The 19432-nt window shown below is 65.4% G+C and carries 18 protein-coding genes; 11 read left to right on the top strand and 7 right to left on the bottom strand.

What is annotated here, in order from left to right; genetic code table 11:
- On the top strand, positions 1-97 hold a 97-nt coding region (locus F4827_RS30190), incomplete at its 5' end, for a 4Fe-4S dicluster domain-containing protein (protein ID WP_133254623.1).
- Positions 98-157: 60 nt separating this feature from the next.
- Here the strand turns inward: F4827_RS30190 and F4827_RS30185 are convergent.
- From F4827_RS30185 to F4827_RS30170, 4 genes are all read right to left on the bottom strand, one after another.
- Positions 158-1861 carry a tetratricopeptide repeat protein gene (locus F4827_RS30185; protein ID WP_183731298.1) on the bottom strand — a complete coding sequence of 568 codons (1704 nt, stop codon included), beginning with the start codon at positions 1859-1861 and terminating at the stop codon, positions 158-160.
- A 169-nt stretch (positions 1862-2030) separates the two neighbouring features.
- Positions 2031-3131, bottom strand: a complete 1101-nt coding sequence (gene aroC, locus F4827_RS30180; protein ID WP_183731295.1) for a chorismate synthase — start codon at positions 3129-3131, stop codon at positions 2031-2033.
- Positions 3132-3233: 102 nt separating this feature from the next.
- Positions 3234-5219, bottom strand: a complete 1986-nt coding sequence (locus F4827_RS30175; protein WP_183731293.1) for an MFS transporter — start codon at positions 5217-5219, stop codon at positions 3234-3236.
- Positions 5220-5338: 119 nt separating this feature from the next.
- Complete coding sequence (locus F4827_RS30170; protein ID WP_183731290.1) at positions 5339-5794, bottom strand: CBS domain-containing protein; 456 nt, start codon at positions 5792-5794, stop codon at positions 5339-5341.
- 374 nt (positions 5795-6168) lie between these two features.
- Between F4827_RS30170 and F4827_RS30165 the strand changes: the two genes are divergently transcribed.
- The 3 genes from F4827_RS30165 (at position 6169) to F4827_RS30155 (ending at position 8829) form a co-directional block, all read left to right on the top strand.
- A complete protein-coding gene (locus tag F4827_RS30165; RefSeq protein ID WP_183731287.1) occupies positions 6169-7497 on the top strand; it encodes an O-acetylhomoserine aminocarboxypropyltransferase in 1329 nt (442 codons plus the stop codon).
- On the top strand, positions 7494-8330 hold the full coding sequence (locus F4827_RS30160) for an alpha/beta fold hydrolase (RefSeq protein ID WP_183731283.1): 837 nt from the start codon (positions 7494-7496) through the stop codon (positions 8328-8330). The genes F4827_RS30165 and F4827_RS30160 overlap by 4 nt, the downstream gene beginning before the upstream one ends.
- Before the next feature lie 172 nt (positions 8331-8502).
- Positions 8503-8829 carry an Mpo1-like protein gene (locus F4827_RS30155; RefSeq protein WP_183731280.1) on the top strand — a complete coding sequence of 109 codons (327 nt, stop codon included), beginning with the start codon at positions 8503-8505 and terminating at the stop codon, positions 8827-8829.
- 45 nt (positions 8830-8874) lie between these two features.
- On the opposite strand, the gene F4827_RS30150 is transcribed toward F4827_RS30155, so the two are convergent.
- A complete protein-coding gene (locus F4827_RS30150; protein WP_183731277.1) occupies positions 8875-10182 on the bottom strand; it encodes a YihY family inner membrane protein in 1308 nt (435 codons plus the stop codon).
- 125 nt (positions 10183-10307) lie between these two features.
- Between F4827_RS30150 and wrbA the strand changes: the two genes are divergently transcribed.
- From wrbA to F4827_RS30130, 4 genes are all read left to right on the top strand, one after another.
- The gene (wrbA, locus tag F4827_RS30145) at positions 10308-10916 is read left to right on the top strand and encodes an NAD(P)H:quinone oxidoreductase (RefSeq protein ID WP_183731274.1); all 609 of its coding nucleotides are present in this window, start codon (positions 10308-10310) and stop codon (positions 10914-10916) included.
- Positions 10913-11485, top strand: a complete 573-nt coding sequence (locus F4827_RS30140; RefSeq protein ID WP_183731271.1) for a DUF2069 domain-containing protein — start codon at positions 10913-10915, stop codon at positions 11483-11485. Before wrbA ends, F4827_RS30140 begins: the two co-directional genes overlap by 4 nt.
- Before the next feature lie 160 nt (positions 11486-11645).
- On the top strand, positions 11646-13073 hold the full coding sequence (locus F4827_RS30135; RefSeq protein WP_183731268.1) for an FAD-binding oxidoreductase: 1428 nt from the start codon (positions 11646-11648) through the stop codon (positions 13071-13073).
- A 33-nt stretch (positions 13074-13106) separates the two neighbouring features.
- Positions 13107-13913, top strand: a complete 807-nt coding sequence (locus F4827_RS30130; RefSeq protein ID WP_183731265.1) for a metallophosphoesterase — start codon at positions 13107-13109, stop codon at positions 13911-13913.
- A 10-nt stretch (positions 13914-13923) separates the two neighbouring features.
- Here F4827_RS30130 and F4827_RS30125 read toward each other — a convergent pair whose 3' ends face one another.
- Positions 13924-14076 carry a hypothetical protein gene (locus F4827_RS30125; protein ID WP_183731262.1) on the bottom strand — a complete coding sequence of 51 codons (153 nt, stop codon included), beginning with the start codon at positions 14074-14076 and terminating at the stop codon, positions 13924-13926.
- Between the two features lie 170 nt (positions 14077-14246).
- A complete protein-coding gene (locus F4827_RS30120) occupies positions 14247-15185 on the bottom strand; it encodes a LysR family transcriptional regulator (protein WP_183731259.1) in 939 nt (312 codons plus the stop codon).
- Positions 15186-15340: 155 nt separating this feature from the next.
- Here F4827_RS30120 and F4827_RS30115 point away from each other — a divergent pair, with 155 nt between their 5' ends.
- From F4827_RS30115 to F4827_RS30105, 3 genes are read left to right on the top strand one after another with little or no spacing between them, the layout of a single operon-like run.
- Entirely contained in the window at positions 15341-16927 is a 1587-nt protein-coding gene (locus tag F4827_RS30115; protein WP_183731256.1) for an efflux transporter outer membrane subunit, read from the top strand.
- Between the two features lie 11 nt (positions 16928-16938).
- Positions 16939-19239, top strand: coding sequence for an FUSC family protein (locus F4827_RS30110; RefSeq protein ID WP_183731253.1), 2301 nt, complete (start codon positions 16939-16941; stop codon positions 19237-19239).
- Complete coding sequence (locus F4827_RS30105; RefSeq protein WP_167056474.1) at positions 19229-19429, top strand: DUF1656 domain-containing protein; 201 nt, start codon at positions 19229-19231, stop codon at positions 19427-19429. The genes F4827_RS30110 and F4827_RS30105 overlap by 11 nt, the downstream gene beginning before the upstream one ends.
- Positions 19430-19432 lie beyond the last annotated feature (3 nt).

Here is a 19432-nt window from a genome sequence, read left to right as displayed (position 1 = left end):
CGTGCACTGCAAGACCTGCGATATCAAGGACCCGACGCAGAACATCGTCTGGGTCACCCCCGAAGGCGGCGGTGGGCCGAACTATCCGAACATGTAAAGACGGAAGTCCGTCATTCGAAGGGCCGCTCGCGCGGCCCTTTTTCGTCCTCATTCGTCTCTAAGCGGCCAGTTCCGCAAGCGAGCGCTCCACTCGCCGCAATACGTCGTCCCATGCATCGGCTTGAGTCTGGCGAAACACCCGCGCACCCGGGTACCACGGTGAATCCTCGCGGTCCTTGAACCAGCGCCAGCACGCCGCATAACGCGACAGCACCCACACGGGCTTGCCAAGCGCGCCCGTCAGATGCGCCATCGACGTATCGACGGTAATCACCAGATCGAGATTAGCGACGATGGCTGCGGTATCGGCGAAATCGCGGACCTCATCCATCGGATCGAATGGCTGTATTGCTGCAGGCAGCTTCGCGATCTGCGGCCGCGTCGAGTCGCCGAGTTGCAGGCTGATGAACGTGACACCGGGCATGTTCAAGAGCGGCACGAACGCCTGCGCGTCCAGCGAGCGCCGCTGATCCATGGCGTTCGAACTCGCCTGATCCGCACGGGGATTGCCGGCCCACACGAGACCCACCTTCAAGCCCGTGCGAGGCAAGCGCGTGCGCCATTTTTCGACTTCGTCTGCCTGCGCGAGCAAGTACGGCACACGCGCCGGAATGGTCGCGACCGTGGTGCCGAAGCGAAGCGGCAGGCTCATCATCAGGCACCAGTAGTCGTGGCGTTCGATCCGGCCTTGACCGTTCAGGGGAATCACCCGATCCGCGCCCGCCAGCGTTTCGAACAGGCGTTGCTGGGTAGGCGCGCATGCCACGCTCACATGAGCCGCGCCCAGCGCTTTCAGCATCGGTACATAGCGGCAAAACTGCAGACTGTCGCCTAACCCCTGCTCGGGCCAGACGAGGATGGACTTGCCGACGAGCGATTCGCCCTGCCATGGCGGATACGGCACCGGCGGCCTGCGCACGCCTTCCGCACCCATCGACGGATCATGGCGTGCCTCGTACAAAGGCCACGCGCTTTCGTAGTCGCCAAGACACAGCAGCGGCAATGCAAGATTCGCGCGCGCAGCCGCGTAATCCGGACGCAGCGCGAGCGCGTGGCGATAGGCTTCGACGGATTCTTCAACGCGCCCGAGTTGCCAGAGCGCGTTGCCGAGGTTGTTATGCGCCTCGGCGAGACTCCCGTTGAGCGCCACCGCACGGCGGCACGCCGTCTCGGATTCCGGCAGCCGGTTCATATCCTTGAGTAGCAAGCCGAGGTTGTTCCACGCCTGCGCGTTATTTGCATCGCGCGCGAGCGCCGCGCGATAAGCGGCTTCGGACTGCGCGAGCCGTCCCAGGCGCCACATCAGCAAACCTTGATGGAGCAGCGCGTTGATATGGTTCGGATCGGCTTCGAGTGCGCGTGCAAGCACGGCCTCGGCTTCGTCCATGCGCGACTCATGCATCAGAACGACGCCAAGATTGGACAGCGCGGAAACATCGTCCGGGCGCAGCGCAAGCAAACGCCGGTAAGCCTGCTCCGCCGCCGCGATACGGCCGCGCCGAAGCAGCCACGCACCTAGCGCGTAGTGAGCATCGGCAAGCGCGCCAACGGTGGCAAGCGTATCGGCCGGGCCGGACACGCCCTTCGCTGCCAACGCGCGCGCAGCCAGTTCCAATGCGTCCTGGTCGGCCGGATGAACGTCCAGTAGCCGTTCCAGCGCCTCAAGCGCAGCGTCGTAGTCGTGCGCGGCGTACCACGTCTGTGCGGTCTGCCAGATATCGGCGGATGAGAAGGGAAAGGCGGAGGAATGCGCAGCGTTCATCAAAACAACCCGGAGACAGCGCGAAATGCGCCGATCCGGGCAATTTATGAAACTCCGATGCGCCAGAACATTGGCTAAGTCTTAAAAAGGCGTGGGAAGGAGCCAAAATGCGACGCCCTGCCGCACACCTTCGGCACGCCTTCCGCACACCTTCCAGCACTGCGGGCAATCAGACGTCGCTGGCCGCGATCCTGGGCGTGCTCACGACGACATCGCCGTTCTGCGCGCGATGACGCATGGCGTGATCGATCAGCACGAGCGCCAGCATGGCTTCGGCGATCGGCGTGGCGCGAATGCCCACGCACGGATCGTGACGGCCGAAGGTTTCGACCACGGCCGGCTCGCCCGCCTTGTCGATCGAACGGCGCGGCGTGCGGATGCTCGAAGTCGGCTTGATCGCGATCGACACGGTGATGTCCTGGCCCGTCGAAATACCACCGAGAATGCCGCCCGCGTGATTGCCGTGGAAACCGTTAGGCGTGAGTTCGTCGCCGTGGGTCGAGCCGCGTTGCGCGACGCTCGCGAAACCCGCGCCAATCTCCACGCCCTTCACGGCGTTGATGCCCATCATGGCGTGCGCGATGTCGGCGTCCAGGCGGTCGAACAGCGGCTCGCCCCAGCCCACCGGCACGCCGCTCGCGACCACGTTGATGCGTGCGCCGATCGAGTCGCCGTCCTTGCGCAGGGCGTCCATGTAGTCTTCAAGCTGCGGCACGACATCGGCGTTGGCGGCGAAAAACGGATTCTCGTGCACGTGCTGCCAGTCGACGAACGGCACGTCGATCTCGCCGAGCGCGCTCATGTAGCCGCGCACTTGTACGCCGAAGCGCTCGCGCAACCACTTCTTCGCCACTGCGCCCGCCGCGACCGTGGGCGCAGTCAGGCGAGCCGAGGAGCGACCGCCGCCGCGATAGTCCCGAACGCCGTACTTCTGCCAGTAGGTGTAGTCGGCGTGACCCGGACGGAAGGTTTCGACGATGTTGCCGTAGTCCTTGCTGCGCTGATCGGTGTTGCGGATCAGGAGCGCGATCGGCGTGCCGGTCGTGACGCCTTCGAACACGCCCGAAAGGATTTCGACCTGGTCGGCTTCCTGGCGCTGCGTGACGTGACGCGACGTGCCGGGACGGCGACGGTCCAGATCGATCTGGATGTCGGCTTCGGTGAGCGCCATGCCGGGCGGGCAGCCGTCGATGACGCAGCCGATGGCCGGACCGTGGGATTCGCCGAAGGTGGTGACGGTGAAAAGCGTACCGAGCGTATTGCCGGACATGGCAGTCGTCCAAAGTGATTCGGGGAATCCAGCATTATGCCAGTCCGCGCGCCGCCCCGCCCGGCCCTGCGGACGTTGGACAACGGACGGCCGCCGCCCGTACTAACGGCGCTCGCCGCGCAGATCCGACACTGTGCGTTGCAGCCCTTCCACCGTCACGTCCGCGGGCGCGACCGGCTCCCCCACCGCCAGCGTGAGCCGGCTGGTCAGACCGCGCCGGGTAGGACGCCCCTGCCCCGACGCCGCGTGCCGCGAAAACGTGCTGCCCCACAAACCGCGCAGCGCCATCGGCACGACCGGCGCGGGATGGCGCTTGAGGATCTCGGTTACGCCGTGACGGAACGGATTCATCTCGCCGTCGCGCGTGATCTTGCCCTCGGGAAAGATGCACACGAGTTCTCCCTCGGCCAGCGCCGCAGCGCAGGCGTCATAGGCCGCCGAGAGCAACGCCGCGTCCTCGTGCGCGGGCGCGATCGGAATCGCCTTCGCGTGGCGGAACACCCAGCCCAGCAGCGGCGAGCGGAAGATCTGATGATCCATCACGAAGCGGATCGGCCGCGGGCTCTCGGCCATGATGACCACGGCATCGACGAAGCTCACGTGATTGCAGACCAGCACGGCAGGGCCCGCGGCGGGGATGCGTTCGGCGTTGACGAGCCGCACGCGGTAGACCGTATGCACAAGCACCCACGCCACGAAGCGCAGCAAAAACTCGGGAACGAGCGTGTAGATATAAGCCGCCACGACGATGTTGAGCAGCGCCGTCGTCAGGAAGATCCCCGGCACGCCTACGCCGGCCGCCGACAGCCCGATCGCCATCAGCGCCGATGCAATCATGAACAGCGAGTTGAGAATGTTGTTCGCGGCGATGATGCGCGCGCGATGGCCCGGCGCGCTGCGGCTCTGAATCAGCGCATAAAGCGGCACGCTGTAGAAGCCGCCGAACATCGCCAGCAGGAACAGATCGGCCAGCACGCGCCAGTGCGCGAGCGTCGCCACGAACTCGCCCACCGACAGCAGATGCGGCGCAGCGGGCAGCGCATGGCTCGCAAAAAACAGGTCGATGCCGAACACGCTCATGCCGATCGAGCCCAGCGGCACGAGGCCAATTTCGATACGGCGGCGCGAGAGCTTTTCGCACATCAGCGAGCCGAAACCGATGCCGAGCGAAAACATGGCGAGCAGCAGCGTCACGACATCGGGATCGGCGGACAGCACGTCCTTCGCGAAGTTGAAGAACGAAGCGAGAAAGGTTGCGCCGACGAACCACAGCCACGAAATCCCCAGCAGACTGAGGAACACCGTACGGTTCTGGTGCGCGAGGCGCAGATTGCGCCAGGTCTCGGAAAACGGGTTCCAGTTGATGCGCAGGTCGGGCTGCAGGGACGCGCACGGCGGCACGAAACTGCTGGCCACGCGCCCGATCAGCGCGATGACGATGCACAGGCCGCCGAGCCACCATGCCCCGACCGGCGTGCCCGTCGCGGTGCTGGCGCCTGCATCGCTCGCGCCTGAATTTGCACCAATTCCCGCCGCAATCCCGCCCATGATCGTGCCGATCAGGATCGCGACGAACGTGCCCATTTCCACCAGGCCGTTGCCGCCGACGAGTTCATCGTCCGAAAGCTTCTGCGGCAGATACGCGTACTTGATCGGCCCGAACACCGTGGAATGCACGCCCATCAGGAACGTGCACAAATACAGCAGCGGTGCGCTGTGCATCCAGAAGCCGGCCGCGCCCACCAGCATCACCGCGATCTCGAAGGTCTTGACCCAGCGCGTGAGCACGGCCTTGTCGTATTTGTCGGCGATCTGGCCCGAGGTTGCCGAAAACAGCACGAACGGCACGATGAAAATCGCCGAGATCAGGAACGCCACGGTCTTGGGATCCACGCCCGAGAATCGCGATGCCTGATAGGTCACGAGCGACGTAAAACCGATCTTGAACACGTTGTCGTTCATCGCGCCCAGAAACTGCGTCCAGAAGAACGGCGCAAAACGGCGCTGGCGCAGCAGGGCGAACTGCGAGCCGTGCCCGGTTTCTTCGGCGGGGGCCGCCTGCGCGGCGTGCATCGGTCTATCGTTCATCGAGTTGTTTTTATGCGGTCGGAATCGGTCGTCAGACGTGAAAAAGCGCGCCTGATGCGCGCTTTCTTCATGCAGCTTTTGGGGCTGCCCCTGGCAAACTGCAGGCCGGTACGCGGCGCTCAGGTCGCGGAATGACGCTCTTCTTCGGGCCAGTCGCGGATATATGCCTTGAGCAGCTTGTTTTCGAAGCCCTGCGCTTCCACCACCGCCTTCGCGACGTCGTAGAAGGAGATCACGCCCATCAGTGAGCGGCTTTCCATCACGGGCAGATAGCGCACATGGTGCTCAAGCATCATGCGGCGCACTTCGTCCACTTCGGTTTCAGGCGTACAGGTGATGGGATGGTCGTCCATGACCTTGCGGATCGTCGTGGTGCCCACGCTGCCGCCGTTGGTGCGCAGCGTGAGAATGATCTCGCGGAACGTGAGCATGCCGACGAGATCACCGTACTCCATGACCACGAGCGAGCCGATGTCGTGTTCAGCCATGGTATTGACGGCGTCGTGCAGCGCCGTGTCCGGCGTGACGGTGTAGAGCGTATTGCCCTTGACCTTGAGAATATCGCTCACACGCATGATGTGTCTCCGGGGAAATGCTGGTCTATTGGGGGGAGATGCTGAAAAGATACCTACCTGTTTTCGATCCTAGCGGAAAGACCGTCAAAAGAAAAGCCGCAGGAAAGCGGGCCGAAAGACCCATCCGGGCCCTGAAAATCCCGGCCAGCGTGACCGGAGCCGCGTGTTCGCACGGCTTGCGCGAAGCAGCATCGGCCATTCGGGTTATACCGGACAGCCTGGCAACGATCCTCGCCAGGCCCCGTGCCGCAAGGGTTTTGGCCCCTCGCCGGGCGTTGGAGTGCCACCGGCGCCGCGTTTGCTGACCGCCTGGTCGGTGATACGATGCCAGCACCTTTCACCCGTCGCCGGTTCGCGCCGGCTGTGCTGCCAGAATGTCCGATCCCCGCTTCGACACGCTCGCGCTGCATGCCGGCGCCGCGCCCGACCCTGTCACCGGCGCCCGCGCGACGCCGATCTACCAGACCACGTCGTTCGCGTTCCGCGACACCGACCACGCCGCCGCGCTCTTCAATATGGAGCGCGCGGGTCACGTCTATTCGCGCATTTCGAACCCCACGGTGGCCGTGTTCGAGGAACGCGTAGCCGCGCTGGAGGGCGGCGCGGGCGCAATTGGCACGGCGAGCGGCCAGGCGGCGCTGCATCTGGCGATCGCCACGTTGATGGGCGCGGGCGCGCATATCGTCGCCTCGGCGGCGCTCTATGGCGGCTCGCACAACCTGCTCAACTACACGCTGCGTCGTTTCGGCATCGCAACAACCTTCGTCAAGCCAGGCGATCTGGATGCCTGGCGTGCGGCGCTACGTCCCAACACGCGCCTGCTGTTCGGCGAAACGCTCGGCAATCCTGGGCTCGACGTACTGGACGTCGCCGCCGTCGCGCAGATCGCCCATGAGCATCGCGTGCCGCTGCTGGTCGATTCGACCTTCACCACGCCCTACCTGCTACGCCCTTTCGAGCATGGCGCGGATTTCGTCTATCACTCGGCCACCAAATTCCTGGGCGGCCACGGTACGACCATCGGCGGCGTGCTGGTCGACGGCGGCACGTTCGATTTCGAGGCTTCGGGGCAATTTCCGGAATTCACGCAGCCTTATGCAGGCTTTCACGGCATGGTGTTCAGTGAAGAAAGCAGCGTCGCGCCTTTCCTGCTGCGTGCGCGCCGCGAAGGCCTGCGCGACTTCGGCGCCTGCCTGCATCCGCAGGCCGCGTGGCAGTTGCTGCAAGGCATCGAAACGCTGCCGCTGCGCATGGAGCGCCATGTGGCGAACACGCGCCGTGTCGTCGAGTTTCTCGCGGCGCACGAGGCCGTAGAGGCAGTGGCCTATCCCGAACTCGAAAGCCATCGCGACCATGCGCTTGCGAAGCGCCTGCTGCCGCGCGGTGCGGGTGCGGTGTTCAGCTTCGACCTCAAGGGCGGCCGCGAGGCGGGCAAGCGCTTTATCGAGTCGCTCTCGCTCTTTTCGCACCTTGCCAATGTAGGCGATGCGCGCTCGCTGGTGATTCACCCCGCCTCCACCACGCACTTCCGCATGGACGAAGCCGCGCTTCAATCGGCCGGAATTGGGGCGGGCACGATCCGCTTGTCGATCGGACTCGAAGACCCCGACGACCTCATCGACGACCTCAAACGCGCGCTCAAGGCCTCGCAGAAAAGCAGCAACACGCCCAACAAGGCTGCGGCAGGCAAGGAGGCGTCATGATCGCCGATGTCGCGGGCAAACACGTCTACGCCTACACCGGCGGTCGCGCGTTCGATCCAGCGTGCCCCACCGTCGTGTTCGTGCATGGCGCGCAGCACGACCACAGTGTCTGGGGGCTGCAATCGCGCTATTTCGCACATCACGGCTTTAGTGTGCTGGCCGTCGATCTGCCGGGCCATATGCGCAGCGCCGGTCCCGCGCTCACAAGCATTGGCGCGCTCGCGGATTGGCTCGACGCCCTGCTCCGGGTGCTGCAGGTGGAGCAAGCGATTGTCGTGGGACACAGCATGGGCTCGCTCGTCGCGCTGGAATTTGCGGCGCGTTACCCCGCGCGCGCCAAGGCCGTCGCCCTGCTCGCCACGGCGTTTCCCATGACGGTCTCTCCAGCGTTACTCGAAGCCGCGCGCGAGCGTGAACCTGAGGCCATTGAACTCGTCAACGCCTGGTCGCATTCCACGCTCGCGGCCAAGCCGTCGAGCCCAGGGCCGGGTTTCTGGCTGCGCGGCATGAACCAGCGTTTGATGGAGCGCGTCGCCGCCCGGGGCGAACCAGAGCTTTTTCATACCGATTTTGCGGCGTGCAATGCCTACGCCGAGGGCCTGGCGAGCGCGGCGAAGGTAAGCTGCCCAGCGCGCCTGATCGTCGGCAAACGCGACCTCATGACGCCGCCGCGCGCGAGCGCTGCAATCGCTAAAGTGTTCAAGGATGCGGGTGTGCGCTTCGATACGGTCACGCTCGACGCTGGCCACGCGCTGATGACCGAACAACCCGACGCCACGCTCGATTCGCTTTACGATTTCGCGGTCAACGGTCCACGGGTGGGCAACGGCTGAGCGGGCATGGCAGTGGCTGAAAATGCCTGCGAAAAGCGATGCAATACGCATCGCCTCCACAGGCATTTCCCGGCTTGCACGGTCGTTCGATTAGCAAGAAAATGCTTCGCAGGAACCGCTTTTGCTGACCAGCCCAAGTCGCGTCCGCATCCCTCACGCGCAAGGAGGAGACATGGCACACGCTACCCACACCGACCATCGGCACTTCGCGAATTTCGCGGAGTTTTATCCGTTCTATCTGAGCGAACACAGCAACCTCATGTCGCGGCGGCTGCATTTCATCGGTTCGCTGGGTGTGATCGGCTGCATCGCCATGGCGATCGCCACGGGCATCTGGCTCTGGCTGCCCGCCGCTGTGATCTGCGGCTATGGGTTCGCCTGGATCGGTCACTACATGTTCGAGAAGAATCGCCCCGCCACCTTCCGGCACCCGATCTACAGTCTGATGGGAGACTGGGTCATGTTTTCGGATATCTGCCGCGGAAAGATCTCGCTCTAGCCACGCTCCATCGCCGCGGCCCAAACGCACCGGCGGCAGCAGACCTCACGCCGCCGGATGCGGAAGCCCGGACGGCTGGCCGTTGGCCTCGGCCAGACGCGCCAGTTCACGGCGCGCCGCCAGCAGCGAAGCCAGCGAAACCGACAGTTTGTCGTTGTCCAGCGCAGCCAGCAGCAGGCCGGCGTCGATGTCGCTCGACTTCAGTTGATACGCCAGTTCCGTGCGATCGATCACGAACCGCGCATAAATGCGCTCTACCGAAACGCGCGCTGGATTGGCGATCAGCACGTAATGGGGCTTCGCGCCGTCGCGTTCCAGCTGGGCGATCAATTCGTCTTCTTCAAGGCAGTTCACGAGCCGCGTCACCGTGGCAAGATCGCGCCGCAATAGCTGGGCGATCTGCTCGGTGTTCAAGCCTGGGCTGCCCGCGTCGCGCGTCTGCGCCAGACCGCCGAGCAGTTCGAGCGCGTCCAGCAGATCGCTGCCCGGAAAACGCGGCCGGTTGAAGCGCCCCGTGCGTATCTCGGGCAGCGCCGAGGTAATCATCGCGCCCACCAGCGTGATGAACCAGCTCAGATACATCCAGAGCAGGAACATCGGTGCGGCCGCGAATGCGCCGTAGACCGCCGTGTAAGTCGGAATACGCCGCACGTAATAACCGAATCCCCGCTTGGCCAGTTCGAAGGCAATCGCCGCGGCGATCCCGCCAATCACGGCATCGCGCCATTCCACGCGACAGTTGGGCAGGTAGACATAGAGCATCGTGAAGGCCAGCGCCGTGAGCGGCAGCGACGCGCCCATCAGCATCCAGTCGAACAGCATCGAGACGTGCTGCTCGGTGGCCAGCGCCAGCGAACGCGTAAAGAGATAAGACGAAATCGACAGACTCACGCCGATCAGAATCGGCCCGAGCGTGAGAATCGCCCAGTACACCAGTACGCGCTGCGCAAAGGGCCGCGCCTTGCGCACACGCCAGATCACGTTGAACGCCGACTCGACCGTCATCATCGTCATGACCGATGTGACGAACAGCACGATCATGCCCATCGTCGTCAAGCCCTTGGCTTTCGACGCGAACTGATTCAGGTAAAGGAAAATCTGGCTGTTGATCTGCGCCGGCATCAGGTGATCGGCTAGAAAAACCTGCAGCGAGTTCTGGAACGACGAGAAGATGGGAAACGCCGTAAAGAGCGCGAACGCGACCGTGGCAAGCGGCACGATCGCCAGCATGGTCGTAAATGTCAGGCTGCCCGCCACCTGCGGAATGCGATCCTCGCGGCTTCGCCGCGCCGCGAAGCGTGCCAGCCGCTTCACGATATCCAGATCGATTCGTACTCTCGACAACACATCCATTGTGCAGCCTTCTCCAGACAGCGCAGCGCGCCTTGCGGGGGCGCTGCGGTGAAAACCCCGTGGGCACGCTGCGAAAACCGCGCCGAACCCAGACCCTATAATATCCCGTCCACCGACGAGGCCCGATGAAACCGATTCTTGTGCTCTACTACAGTCGCCATGGCGCCACCCGCGAACTCGCGCGCGCCATCGCTCAGGGCATCGACAGCGTGCCGGGCGCCGAAGCGCGCATCCGCACGGTGCCGCCCGTATCCACGGTTTGCGAGGCCACCGCACCCGATATTCCCGATGACGGGCCGCCCTACGCCGAATTGCGCGACCTGGAGGAATGCGCCGGTCTCGCACTCGGCTCGCCCACGCGCTTCGGCAACATGGCCGCGCCGCTCAAGTACTTCCTCGACGGCACCACGCCGCAGTGGCTCGCCGGCGCGCTCGCGGGCAAGCCCGGCTGCGTGTTCACCTCCACCGGCAGCCTGCATGGCGGCCAGGAAAGCACGCTGCTTTCGATGATGTTGCCGCTGTTGCACCACGGCATGCTGCTCGTGGGCATTCCCTACACCGAGAGCGCGCTCTCGTCGACGGATGGCGGCGGCACGCCCTATGGCGCTTCGCATCACGCCCGCTCCGACGGCCGCGGCCACGGTTTGAGCGCCGATGAAAAAGCGCTCGCCGTCGCTCTGGGCGTGCGTCTGGCGCGCGCCTCGCTATCCCTCGCGCAAGGCGAACGGCCATGAGCGGCGGGCCGCCCGATATCACTGGCGCACGACGTGAAGCCGATGGCGAGCAAGCCGCGCGCACGTCGAGCACGCCAGACGGGCGGCTCGATGCCGATCACCACGCCAACAAAACGCAGCAAACGCAGCCGCGCACTCTACCGTCATCGCAAAACTCGCGGCACGAGCGCGACCTGGCGGCGACTGCTCTCACGCCACGCGAAGGTCGCCGCTTCGCCGCGCTCGGCGCATTCATCCTGCTGGCCGCGCTCACCGCGCTCTGCCTTGCCTGGGAGTGGCGCATCGCGCCGCTGCGCCCCGGCGGCAGTGCGCTGGTGCTCAAGGCCCTGCCGCTCGCGGCTGCGCTGCCCGGCGTATTGCGCCGCCGCCTTTACACCTTTCAGTGGGCGTCGATGCTGGTGCTGCTGTATTTCGCCGAAGGCATCGTGCGCGGCATGACCGATCCCGCCCCCGGCGACGTGCTCGGCTGGATCGAAGTTGGGCTGTCGTTTGCCTTCTTTGGCTGCGCGCTCGCCTACGTCGCCCCGTTCAAGCGCGCCGCCCGGCGTGCGAAACGCGAGGCCGCATAAAGGCGCCATAGACGCTATAGACGCATCGGCCGACGCAACGCACACGCCAGGCGTGTCACACTAAGCTTTTGGTCGCCCTTGCTGCAACCGTTCGCAGCAAGGGCAGACGCATTCCGTATGCCAGGCCGCAGCAATCGCATCGCCAACACCCCACCAAGCCATGACCCAATCCGCCCCGCAAGCCTTCCTCGACGCCTGCGCCGCCGCCATCGGTGCGCAGCACGTGCTGACCGACGCCCACGACACCGCGCCCTATGTCGTCGATTGGCGCAAGCGCTATCAGGGCGCGACCTGCGCGGTGCTCTGCCCGGCCAGCGCCGCGGAGACCGCCGCCATCGTCAAGCTCGCGCACACGCATCGCGTCGCACTCGTGCCGCAGGGCGGCAACACCGGCCTCGCGGGCGGCGCGACGCCTGACGCGAGCGGCCAGCAAGCCGTGCTGAGCCTGCGCCGCCTGAACCGCGTACGCGAGATCGATGCGCACAACAACACGATTACCGTCGAAGCGGGTGTGATTCTCGCTGAGGTGCAGGCGCGCGCCGCCGACGCCGGGCGGCTGTTCCCCCTATCGCTGGCCGCCGAAGGCAGTTGCACGATTGGCGGCAATCTGTCGACCAATGCGGGCGGCACCGGCGTGCTGCGCTACGGCAACACGCGCGAGCTGTGCCTCGGTCTCGAAGTCGTGACGCCGCAAGGCGAACTGTGGGATGGGCTGCGCGGCCTGCGCAAGGACAACACCGGCTACGATCTACGCGATCTTTTTATCGGCGCGGAGGGCACGCTTGGCATCATCACCGCCGCGGTCATGAAGCTGCATCCGCAACCGGCGGCGAGCGTCACGGCGCTCGCGGCACTGGGATCGGCGCATGCGGCGCTCGACTTTCTGGCGCTCGCGCAACGTTATGCAGGGCCGCTGCTGACCGGTTTCGAGCTGATGTCGGACTTCTGCATGCAACTGGTAGGCCGCCATTTCCCACAGTTGCGCTATCCGTTCGCCGGGCGCCACGCCCAGGTCGTCCTGCTCGAACTGTCCGACAACGAAAGCGAAGAACATGGCCGCGCACTGTTCGAGCGCCTCATGGAAGCGGCGCTCGAACAGGGTCTGGTGGAGGATGCGGTGGTGGCGGAAAGCCTCGCGCAGTCGCAGGCCTTCTGGAATATCCGCGAGCACATTCCGCTCGCGCAGGCCCAGGAAGGGCTGAACGTGAAGCACGACATCGGCGTGCCAATTTCGCGCATCGGCCATTTCATCGAGGAAACCGGCGCGGAAATCGCGCGCGCGGTGCCCGGCGCGCGCATGGTGACGTTCGGCCATCTGGGCGACGGCAATCTGCATTACAACGTGCAGGCGCCCGAAGGCGGCGACCCAAAGCAGTTCCTCGCCGATCACGAAAAACAGCTCAACCGCATCGTCTACGACAGCGTCGCGCGCCATCGCGGCACGATCAGCGCGGAACACGGCCTGGGCCAGTTGAAGGTCGAAGAAAACGCGCACTACAAGAGCGAAGTCGAACTGGGCATGATGCGCGCCATCAAGGCGGCGCTCGATCCGCTCAACCTGATGAATCCGGGCAAGGTGATTCGCTGACGCGAATCCCGTCAACCGCGAGGAGCCAACGCCGTGAAGATCCGCGTGCTGTCCGATCTGCATCTGGAACTGGACGAACCCGTGCTGATTCCGCACGCCACAGCCGACCTCGTGGTGCTCGCGGGCGACATCCACAATCACGGGCTCGGCCTGCGCTGGGCCGCCGAAACCTTCGATCCGCAGGTGCCTGTGATCTACGTACCGGGCAATCACGAGTATTACGACGGCGAGCTTGGCGCGCTCGAGACGGCGATGCGCGACGCCGCCGCCTCGCTCGACAACGTGCACTTTCTGAATAACGGAACCTACGTCGATCCGGCTGGCCGCTTCCGCGTGCTGGGCACGACCTTGTGGGCGGATTTCGCGCTGTTCGGCGTGCACGATGCGGCGCGCGAAGCCGCGATCACGGCGGCGCAGCGCGTGATGCTCGACTTCAAGGGTTTGATACAGGTGTCGTGGCCGGCGAGCGTCGCGGCTGGCGCGCGCGACTTCACGCCGGCGGATTCGCTGGCGCTGCACGCGCACGCGCGCGCATGGCTGGAAGCGGAACTGGCAACGCCCTTCGCGGGCAAGACGATCGTGGTGACGCACCACGCGCCGCATCGGCTAAGTCTGGCCGGGCGTTATGCGAACGATCCGGTATCGGCGGGATTCGTGAGCGACCTTGGCGCGCTGCTGGGCGCGCCCACGGCGCTCTGGGTGCATGGCCACACGCATACGGGTTTCGACTACACCGTGGATGGCACGCGCGTGGTATGCAATCCGCGCGGCTATCGCGACCGGCGCAGCGGTCTGCCGGAGAATCCGGCGTTTGCGTGGGACAAGGTCGTGGAAATCTAGACCGGCCAACTCAACGCAGACCGCGCGAATGGTCGAGAGGGCGCTGCACGCGCAGCGTGGCGGGCTGAAGCTGTGCGCGGCGCATGCGCAAAAGGTCGCGCGACGCGGCGATGCCGATCAGGCCCATCATCACGGCGATGCCGATCATCAGATGCGTATCCATGGAAATCCTCGGGTTCTGGCGAATTGACGTTTCAGTGGCGCTACCTTATCAACCCGCCGCCCGCTTGTGCGTAAGGAAGTGTTGCCAGATGGCGTAGCTGTAACAGCCTGTCACAGTCCCACCTTCGCCAGCCGATTCCCGCCGACTCCCGACGACTCCCACGCCCCCATTCAGGTGCGCGCGAACTGGCGCAACTCGGTCTGATCTTTCGCAAGCGTCGCCGGCAGCGTCTCGCGCAACATTTCGACCCACGTGCGGATCTTCGCGTCCAGATACTGGCGCGACGGATACATCGCGAACACGGTCATTTCCTGCGAGCGGTATTCGGGCAGGATCCACACCAGTTCCCCGCTGCGCAACCCGCTGATGGCCGAATAGATCGGCAGCAGTCCCACGCCCATGCCTTCGCGCACACCCACCGCCATCGCCTCGGCCACGTTCACCTGGAAGGTCGCCGGCCCGAGCTCGATCGTCTCGATGCCCTGCGGGCCGCCGAACGTCCATTGCGAGGACGGGAACACCGGCGTCACCAGTTGCAGACAACGATGGTTCACGAGATCGTGCGGCGTCTGCGGCACGCCGTGGCGCTCCAGATAGGCGGGAGACGCGCATGCGATGCTGAACGCGCTGGTCAGACGCTGAGAGACAAAGCCCGAATCCGGCAGGTCGGTTGCCAGCACCAGCGCCACGTCGTAGCCCTCGTCGAGCAGGTCCGGCATGCGTTGGGCCAGCGTCAATTCGATGTGAACGTCGGGATATTGCGCCTGATACCGCCCCACCGCCGGCACCACATAGTGCTGCCCGAAGCTCGTCATGGCGTGGACTTTGAGCTTGCCCGACGGGCGGGCATGCGCGTCGCCGGCTTCGGCTTCGGCCTGGTCTACGTAGGCCAGGATCTGCTCGCAGCGCTGCAGATAACGCTCGCCAGCCTCGGTGAGCGCGATGCGTCGCGTGGTGCGGTTCAGAAGGCGCGTGCGCAGATGCGCCTCCAGATCGGAAACCGCGCGCGACGCGTAAGCCGTCGTCGTATTCAGATGCTGGGCGGCGCCGGTAAAGCTGCCCGCCTCGACCACCCGCACGAATACACGCATGTTTTGAAGCGTATCCATACCAATCCTCTTTCTGACGGGCTTATTGTTGCACGTTTTGCAAAATCAATTATCTCATAACCCGTAAGAATGCCTTGCATCCTTACCGGTTATTCGCCAATCGAGCAAAAAATATAATGACGCACAGCAATCTATCGCCAGTAAAGGAGTAAATCGTGCAGTCTCCGGTGCCAAAAGGACTCGCCGTAGCCGTGGTTCTTACGTTCTCGTTGATAATCGCGGGATGCGCCAGTACCGGGGGAATCGCCCCAGAAGCGAAGCACGTCGACGCGAGCGAGCTGGACGTCGGCTCGGCGATTCGCGCCGCCAATAGCGACGCCCAATGGCCCGCCAGCGACTGGTGGCGCGGCTACAACGACCCTCAGCTGAATACGTGGATCGAGGCGTCGATCGCGGGCAATCCGTCGCTCGCCGCCGCCCAGGCACGCGTGCGCGAAGCCCGCTCGATGGCGGGCGTGGCCGAAGCCGGTCTGCTGCCGCAGATCAACGGCAGCATGTCCGTGCAGCGCCAGCACTGGTCCGACAATATCTATTACGGCCCGGGCTCGCTCGCCAATTCGAACTCCTGGAACAATACCGCCTCGCTCGGTCTGTCCTACCACCTCGATCTCTGGGGCCAGGACAAGAACAACGCCGAACGCGCGCTCGACGTGGCCCACGCCACCGCCGCCGACGCACGCGCCGCCCAGCTCGAACTGGAAGTGAACGTCACGCGCGCCTACATCGACATGTCGATGAACTACGCGCTGCTCGATATCGCGAAGCAAACGCTCGCCGAACAGCAGAAAGTCCTCGCACTCGCACAGCGTCGCCTGAAGGGCGGCATCGGCACGCAGCTCGAAGTGAGCCAGGCCGAAACGCCGCTGCCCGAGTACGAACGCCAGATCGATTCGCTCGAAGAAGCGATCGCGCTGGGCAAGAACCAGCTTGCGGCGCTCGCGGGCAAAGGCCCCGGCGCGGGCGAAACCATCCAGCGCCCGGCGCTTTCGCTGGCCACACCGGCAGGCCTGCCCTCGGCCCTGCCGGCCGAACTCATCGGCCATCGCCCGGACATCGTGGCGGCACGCTGGACCGTCGCCGCCCAGGCGCGCGGCATCGACGTGGCCAAGGCCGACTTCTATCCGAACATCAACCTGCTGGTCTCGATGGGCGGCTACGCGGCCGCCGGTCCGCTATTCCAGTTCCTGAAGTCGATGAGCGGCAGCTACGCGGGCGGTCCGGCCCTGTCGCTGCCGATTTTCGACGGCGGGCGCCTGCGCTCGCAGCTCGGCGCGCAATCGGCGGCTTACGACATCGCCGTGGATCAGTACAACCAGACCGTCGTCACCGCGCTCAAGGAAATCGCCGATCAGGTGGTGCGCATGCGCTCGCTGGCGACCCAGGAAGACGACGCGCATCGTTCGGTGGCCGCCGCGCAGCGCAATTACGATCTGTCGCAGGAAGGCTATCGCCGCGGTCTGAGCGACTACGTCAACGTGCTGATCGCGCAGACGCAGTTGCTGCACGCGCAGGAAGGCGTCGCGCGCATCCAGGCCGAGCGTCTGACCGCACACGCGACGCTGGTGGCGGCGCTGGGCGGCGGCGCCATCAGTGCGAGCGCCGACGCGGCCGCCGACCCGGCCGTGGCCAGTCCGACGCCCGCCGAGCAACTGCCCGCGCACGGCAAGAAGACGCGCGCCGTGCCGCTCGCGCCTGCCGCGCTGCTCGCGCCGCATTCGTCGGCGGCTGACGGTATTCATTGAGGCGAGCGACCATGCAAGCCTCCTCCTCTCCTTCGTCCGCCTCGCCGCCGCAAGGCCAGGGCGTCATCAAGGCCTTCGCCGACTGGGCCCGCACCGACGGCCTCGTCTGGCTTTATCTGTTCAAGACCATCGCCGCGGCGCTCATCGCGCTGGGCGTGGCGATGAAGCTCGAACTGCCCTCGCCGCGCACCGCCATGACGACGGTGTTCATCGTCATGCAGCCGCAAAGCGGCCCGGTGTTCGCCAAGAGCTTTTACCGGATCTGCGGCACGCTGGTCGGTCTCGTCGTGATGCTCGCGCTGATCGGGCTGTTCGCGCAGCAGCCCGAGCTCTTCATCGCCACCACGGCGATGTGGGTGGGCGTGTGCACGGCAGGCGCGGCGCGTAACCGCAACTTCCGCTCTTATGGCTTCGTGCTCGCGGGCTATACGGCCGCGCTGATCGGCATTCCGGCTTCGCAGAATCCCGACGGCGCGTTCATGTCGGCGATGACCCGCGTGGCCGAAATCTCGATCGGCATTCTGGCCTCGGGCGCCGTGAGCGCCATCGTGTTTCCGCAATACACGGGCGAGCTGCTGCGCTCCACCGTGCGCCGCCGCTTTTCGTCGTTCGTGGACTATGTGTCGGCGTCGCTGGCCGGTCGCATCGACCGTTCGCAGATCGAAGCCACCAACGCGCGATTCGTGGCCGATATCGTCGGCTTCGAGGCGAGCCGCAGCAATGCCGTGTTCGAGTCGCCCGATTCGCGCATGCGTTCGGGGCGTCTCGCGCGCCTGAACACCGAGTTCATGGCGGCGTCGACGCGTTTTCACGCGCTGCATCAGTTGATGAACCGCCTGCGCCACGCAGGCTCGACGGTCAGCGCGAAGGTCACAATCGAGGCGCTGGAGCCGTATTTCCGCGAGATCGCGCCGCTGTTCGACAAGGCCGGCGAGCGCGTGATGAGCGCCGCCGACGCGACGCATGCCTCGGCGCAACTTTCGCAGTACCGCGCGGCGCTGCCCGCCCGCGTGCGCGCGACGCGCGATCAGCTCGTCGCCACGCTTGCCAACGCCGAAAAAGCCGCCAGCCTGCTCGACTTCGACACCGCGACCGAACTGTTCTACCGCTTCGTGCACGAGATGAACGAGTACACGGCGACCTACGCGTCGCTTGCCGTCGATACGCATTCGCGCGAGAAGTGGATCGCGCGCTATGTGCCGAAGACAAACCTGTTCGCGGCGAGCGTGCATGGCGTGCGCGCGGCCATCGTCATGGGTCTGCTGGGCGCGTTCTGGATCGCCACGGCCTGGCCGAGCGGCACGAACCTCGTGCTCAATGCGGCGGCCACCTGCGCGCTGGCCTCGGCCTCGCCCGCCCCCACGCGCATGTCGAGCCAGATGGCGGTGGGCACGATGATCGCGGCCATCGTCGGCATGATCCTGACGTTTGGCGTGTTTCCGCACATCGACGGCTTCCCGATGCTGTGCGTGGCACTCGCGCCGGCGCTCGCCTTCGGCACCTTCCTGACGACGCGCCCCGCTTACGCCGGTTATGGCATGGGCTACTGCATCTTCCTGTGCTTTCTCGCGGGCCCGGACAATGTGGTGCAGTACAACCCGAGCGGCTATATCAACGACGCCTTCGCGCTGGTGGTCTCACAGATCGTTTCGGCGGCCGCCTTCGCGGTGCTGTTGCCGCCTTCGACGCCCTGGCTGCGCAACCGCCTGCTCGCCAACCTGCGCGGCCAGGCCGTGCATGCGTGCCGCGCTCGTCTGCAAAAACTGCCGGGCATCGCTGGCGGGGCGGGCCTGCGCAACCGCTTCGAGAGCGGCGCGCGCGATCTGATGTTCCAGCTCAATGCACTCGCGGGCAAGGATGAGACGTTCCGCCAGGACACGCTGCGCTGGATGTTCTCGACGCTCGAAACCGGCAACGCCGCGATCGATCTGCGCGAGGAGCTAAGCGCGCTGCCGGTGCATCCGCGCTTCGACACGCACGCGCCCTGGCGCACGCAAACCGCCGCGGCGCTCAAGAGCGTGGCCGCGCTGTTCGAGCGTCCGGACGCTCGCCGCCATGCCGCCGCGCTGCTCACGACGACCGCCGCCATCGGCGCCGCGCAAGCGGTGCTCGAAGACGTGCTGCGCGAGGACGCGCCGCGCGAACAGCGGCACGCGTTGCAGCGCTGCCTGAGCCATCTGCATTTCATCCGCACCGCGCTGATCGATCCGCAGTCGCCGTTCGCGGCCTATGCGGGCGCAAGCGGCGCCGATGCGAACCACCCGTCGGGCAAGCGCCCCGACGACACGCAAGGAGCCAACCATGCCTCGTGACGTGGCGTTTCTGGACGCCTACATTCCGGCGATCGTGCTGCTCTTCATTCTGGGCGCGGCGATCACCTGGGTGCTCGATTCCGTGCTGGCCCGAACCGGCCTGTATCGCATCGTCTGGCACCCGTCCCTGTTCCGCGTGAGTCTGCTCGTGGTCGTGTGCTGCGTGATCGGACTTGCCGTCTATCGTTGATCC

It is taken from the genome of Paraburkholderia bannensis, from assembly GCF_014200455.1.
Taxonomy (GTDB): Bacteria; Pseudomonadota; Gammaproteobacteria; order Burkholderiales; family Burkholderiaceae; genus Paraburkholderia; species Paraburkholderia bannensis_A.
This window is presented reverse-complemented; position numbering and strand designations above follow the sequence as displayed.

What these genes read in the sequence shown, in the direction of transcription:
- aroC (WP_183731295.1), bottom strand. Translation starts at nt 3,131, where the DNA reads ATGTCCGGCAATACGCTCGGTACGCTTTTCACCGTCACCACCTTCGGC.
- F4827_RS30105 (WP_167056474.1), top strand. Translation starts at nt 19,229, where the DNA reads ATGCCTCGTGACGTGGCGTTTCTGGACGCCTACATTCCGGCGATCGTG.
- F4827_RS30140 (WP_183731271.1), top strand. Translation starts at nt 10,913, where the DNA reads ATGAGCGGCGGGCCGCCCGATATCACTGGCGCACGACGTGAAGCCGAT.
- F4827_RS30165 (WP_183731287.1), top strand. Translation starts at nt 6,169, where the DNA reads ATGTCCGATCCCCGCTTCGACACGCTCGCGCTGCATGCCGGCGCCGCG.
- F4827_RS30155 (WP_183731280.1), top strand. Translation starts at nt 8,503, where the DNA reads ATGGCACACGCTACCCACACCGACCATCGGCACTTCGCGAATTTCGCG.
- F4827_RS30110 (WP_183731253.1), top strand. Translation starts at nt 16,939, where the DNA reads ATGCAAGCCTCCTCCTCTCCTTCGTCCGCCTCGCCGCCGCAAGGCCAG.
- F4827_RS30120 (WP_183731259.1), bottom strand. Translation starts at nt 15,185, where the DNA reads ATGGATACGCTTCAAAACATGCGTGTATTCGTGCGGGTGGTCGAGGCG.
- F4827_RS30150 (WP_183731277.1), bottom strand. Translation starts at nt 10,182, where the DNA reads ATGGATGTGTTGTCGAGAGTACGAATCGATCTGGATATCGTGAAGCGG.
- F4827_RS30170 (WP_183731290.1), bottom strand. Translation starts at nt 5,794, where the DNA reads ATGCGTGTGAGCGATATTCTCAAGGTCAAGGGCAATACGCTCTACACC.
- F4827_RS30175 (WP_183731293.1), bottom strand. Translation starts at nt 5,219, where the DNA reads ATGAACGATAGACCGATGCACGCCGCGCAGGCGGCCCCCGCCGAAGAA.
- wrbA (WP_183731274.1), top strand. Translation starts at nt 10,308, where the DNA reads ATGAAACCGATTCTTGTGCTCTACTACAGTCGCCATGGCGCCACCCGC.
- F4827_RS30125 (WP_183731262.1), bottom strand. Translation starts at nt 14,076, where the DNA reads ATGGATACGCATCTGATGATCGGCATCGCCGTGATGATGGGCCTGATC.
- F4827_RS30160 (WP_183731283.1), top strand. Translation starts at nt 7,494, where the DNA reads ATGATCGCCGATGTCGCGGGCAAACACGTCTACGCCTACACCGGCGGT.
- F4827_RS30185 (WP_183731298.1), bottom strand. Translation starts at nt 1,861, where the DNA reads ATGAACGCTGCGCATTCCTCCGCCTTTCCCTTCTCATCCGCCGATATC.
- F4827_RS30135 (WP_183731268.1), top strand. Translation starts at nt 11,646, where the DNA reads ATGACCCAATCCGCCCCGCAAGCCTTCCTCGACGCCTGCGCCGCCGCC.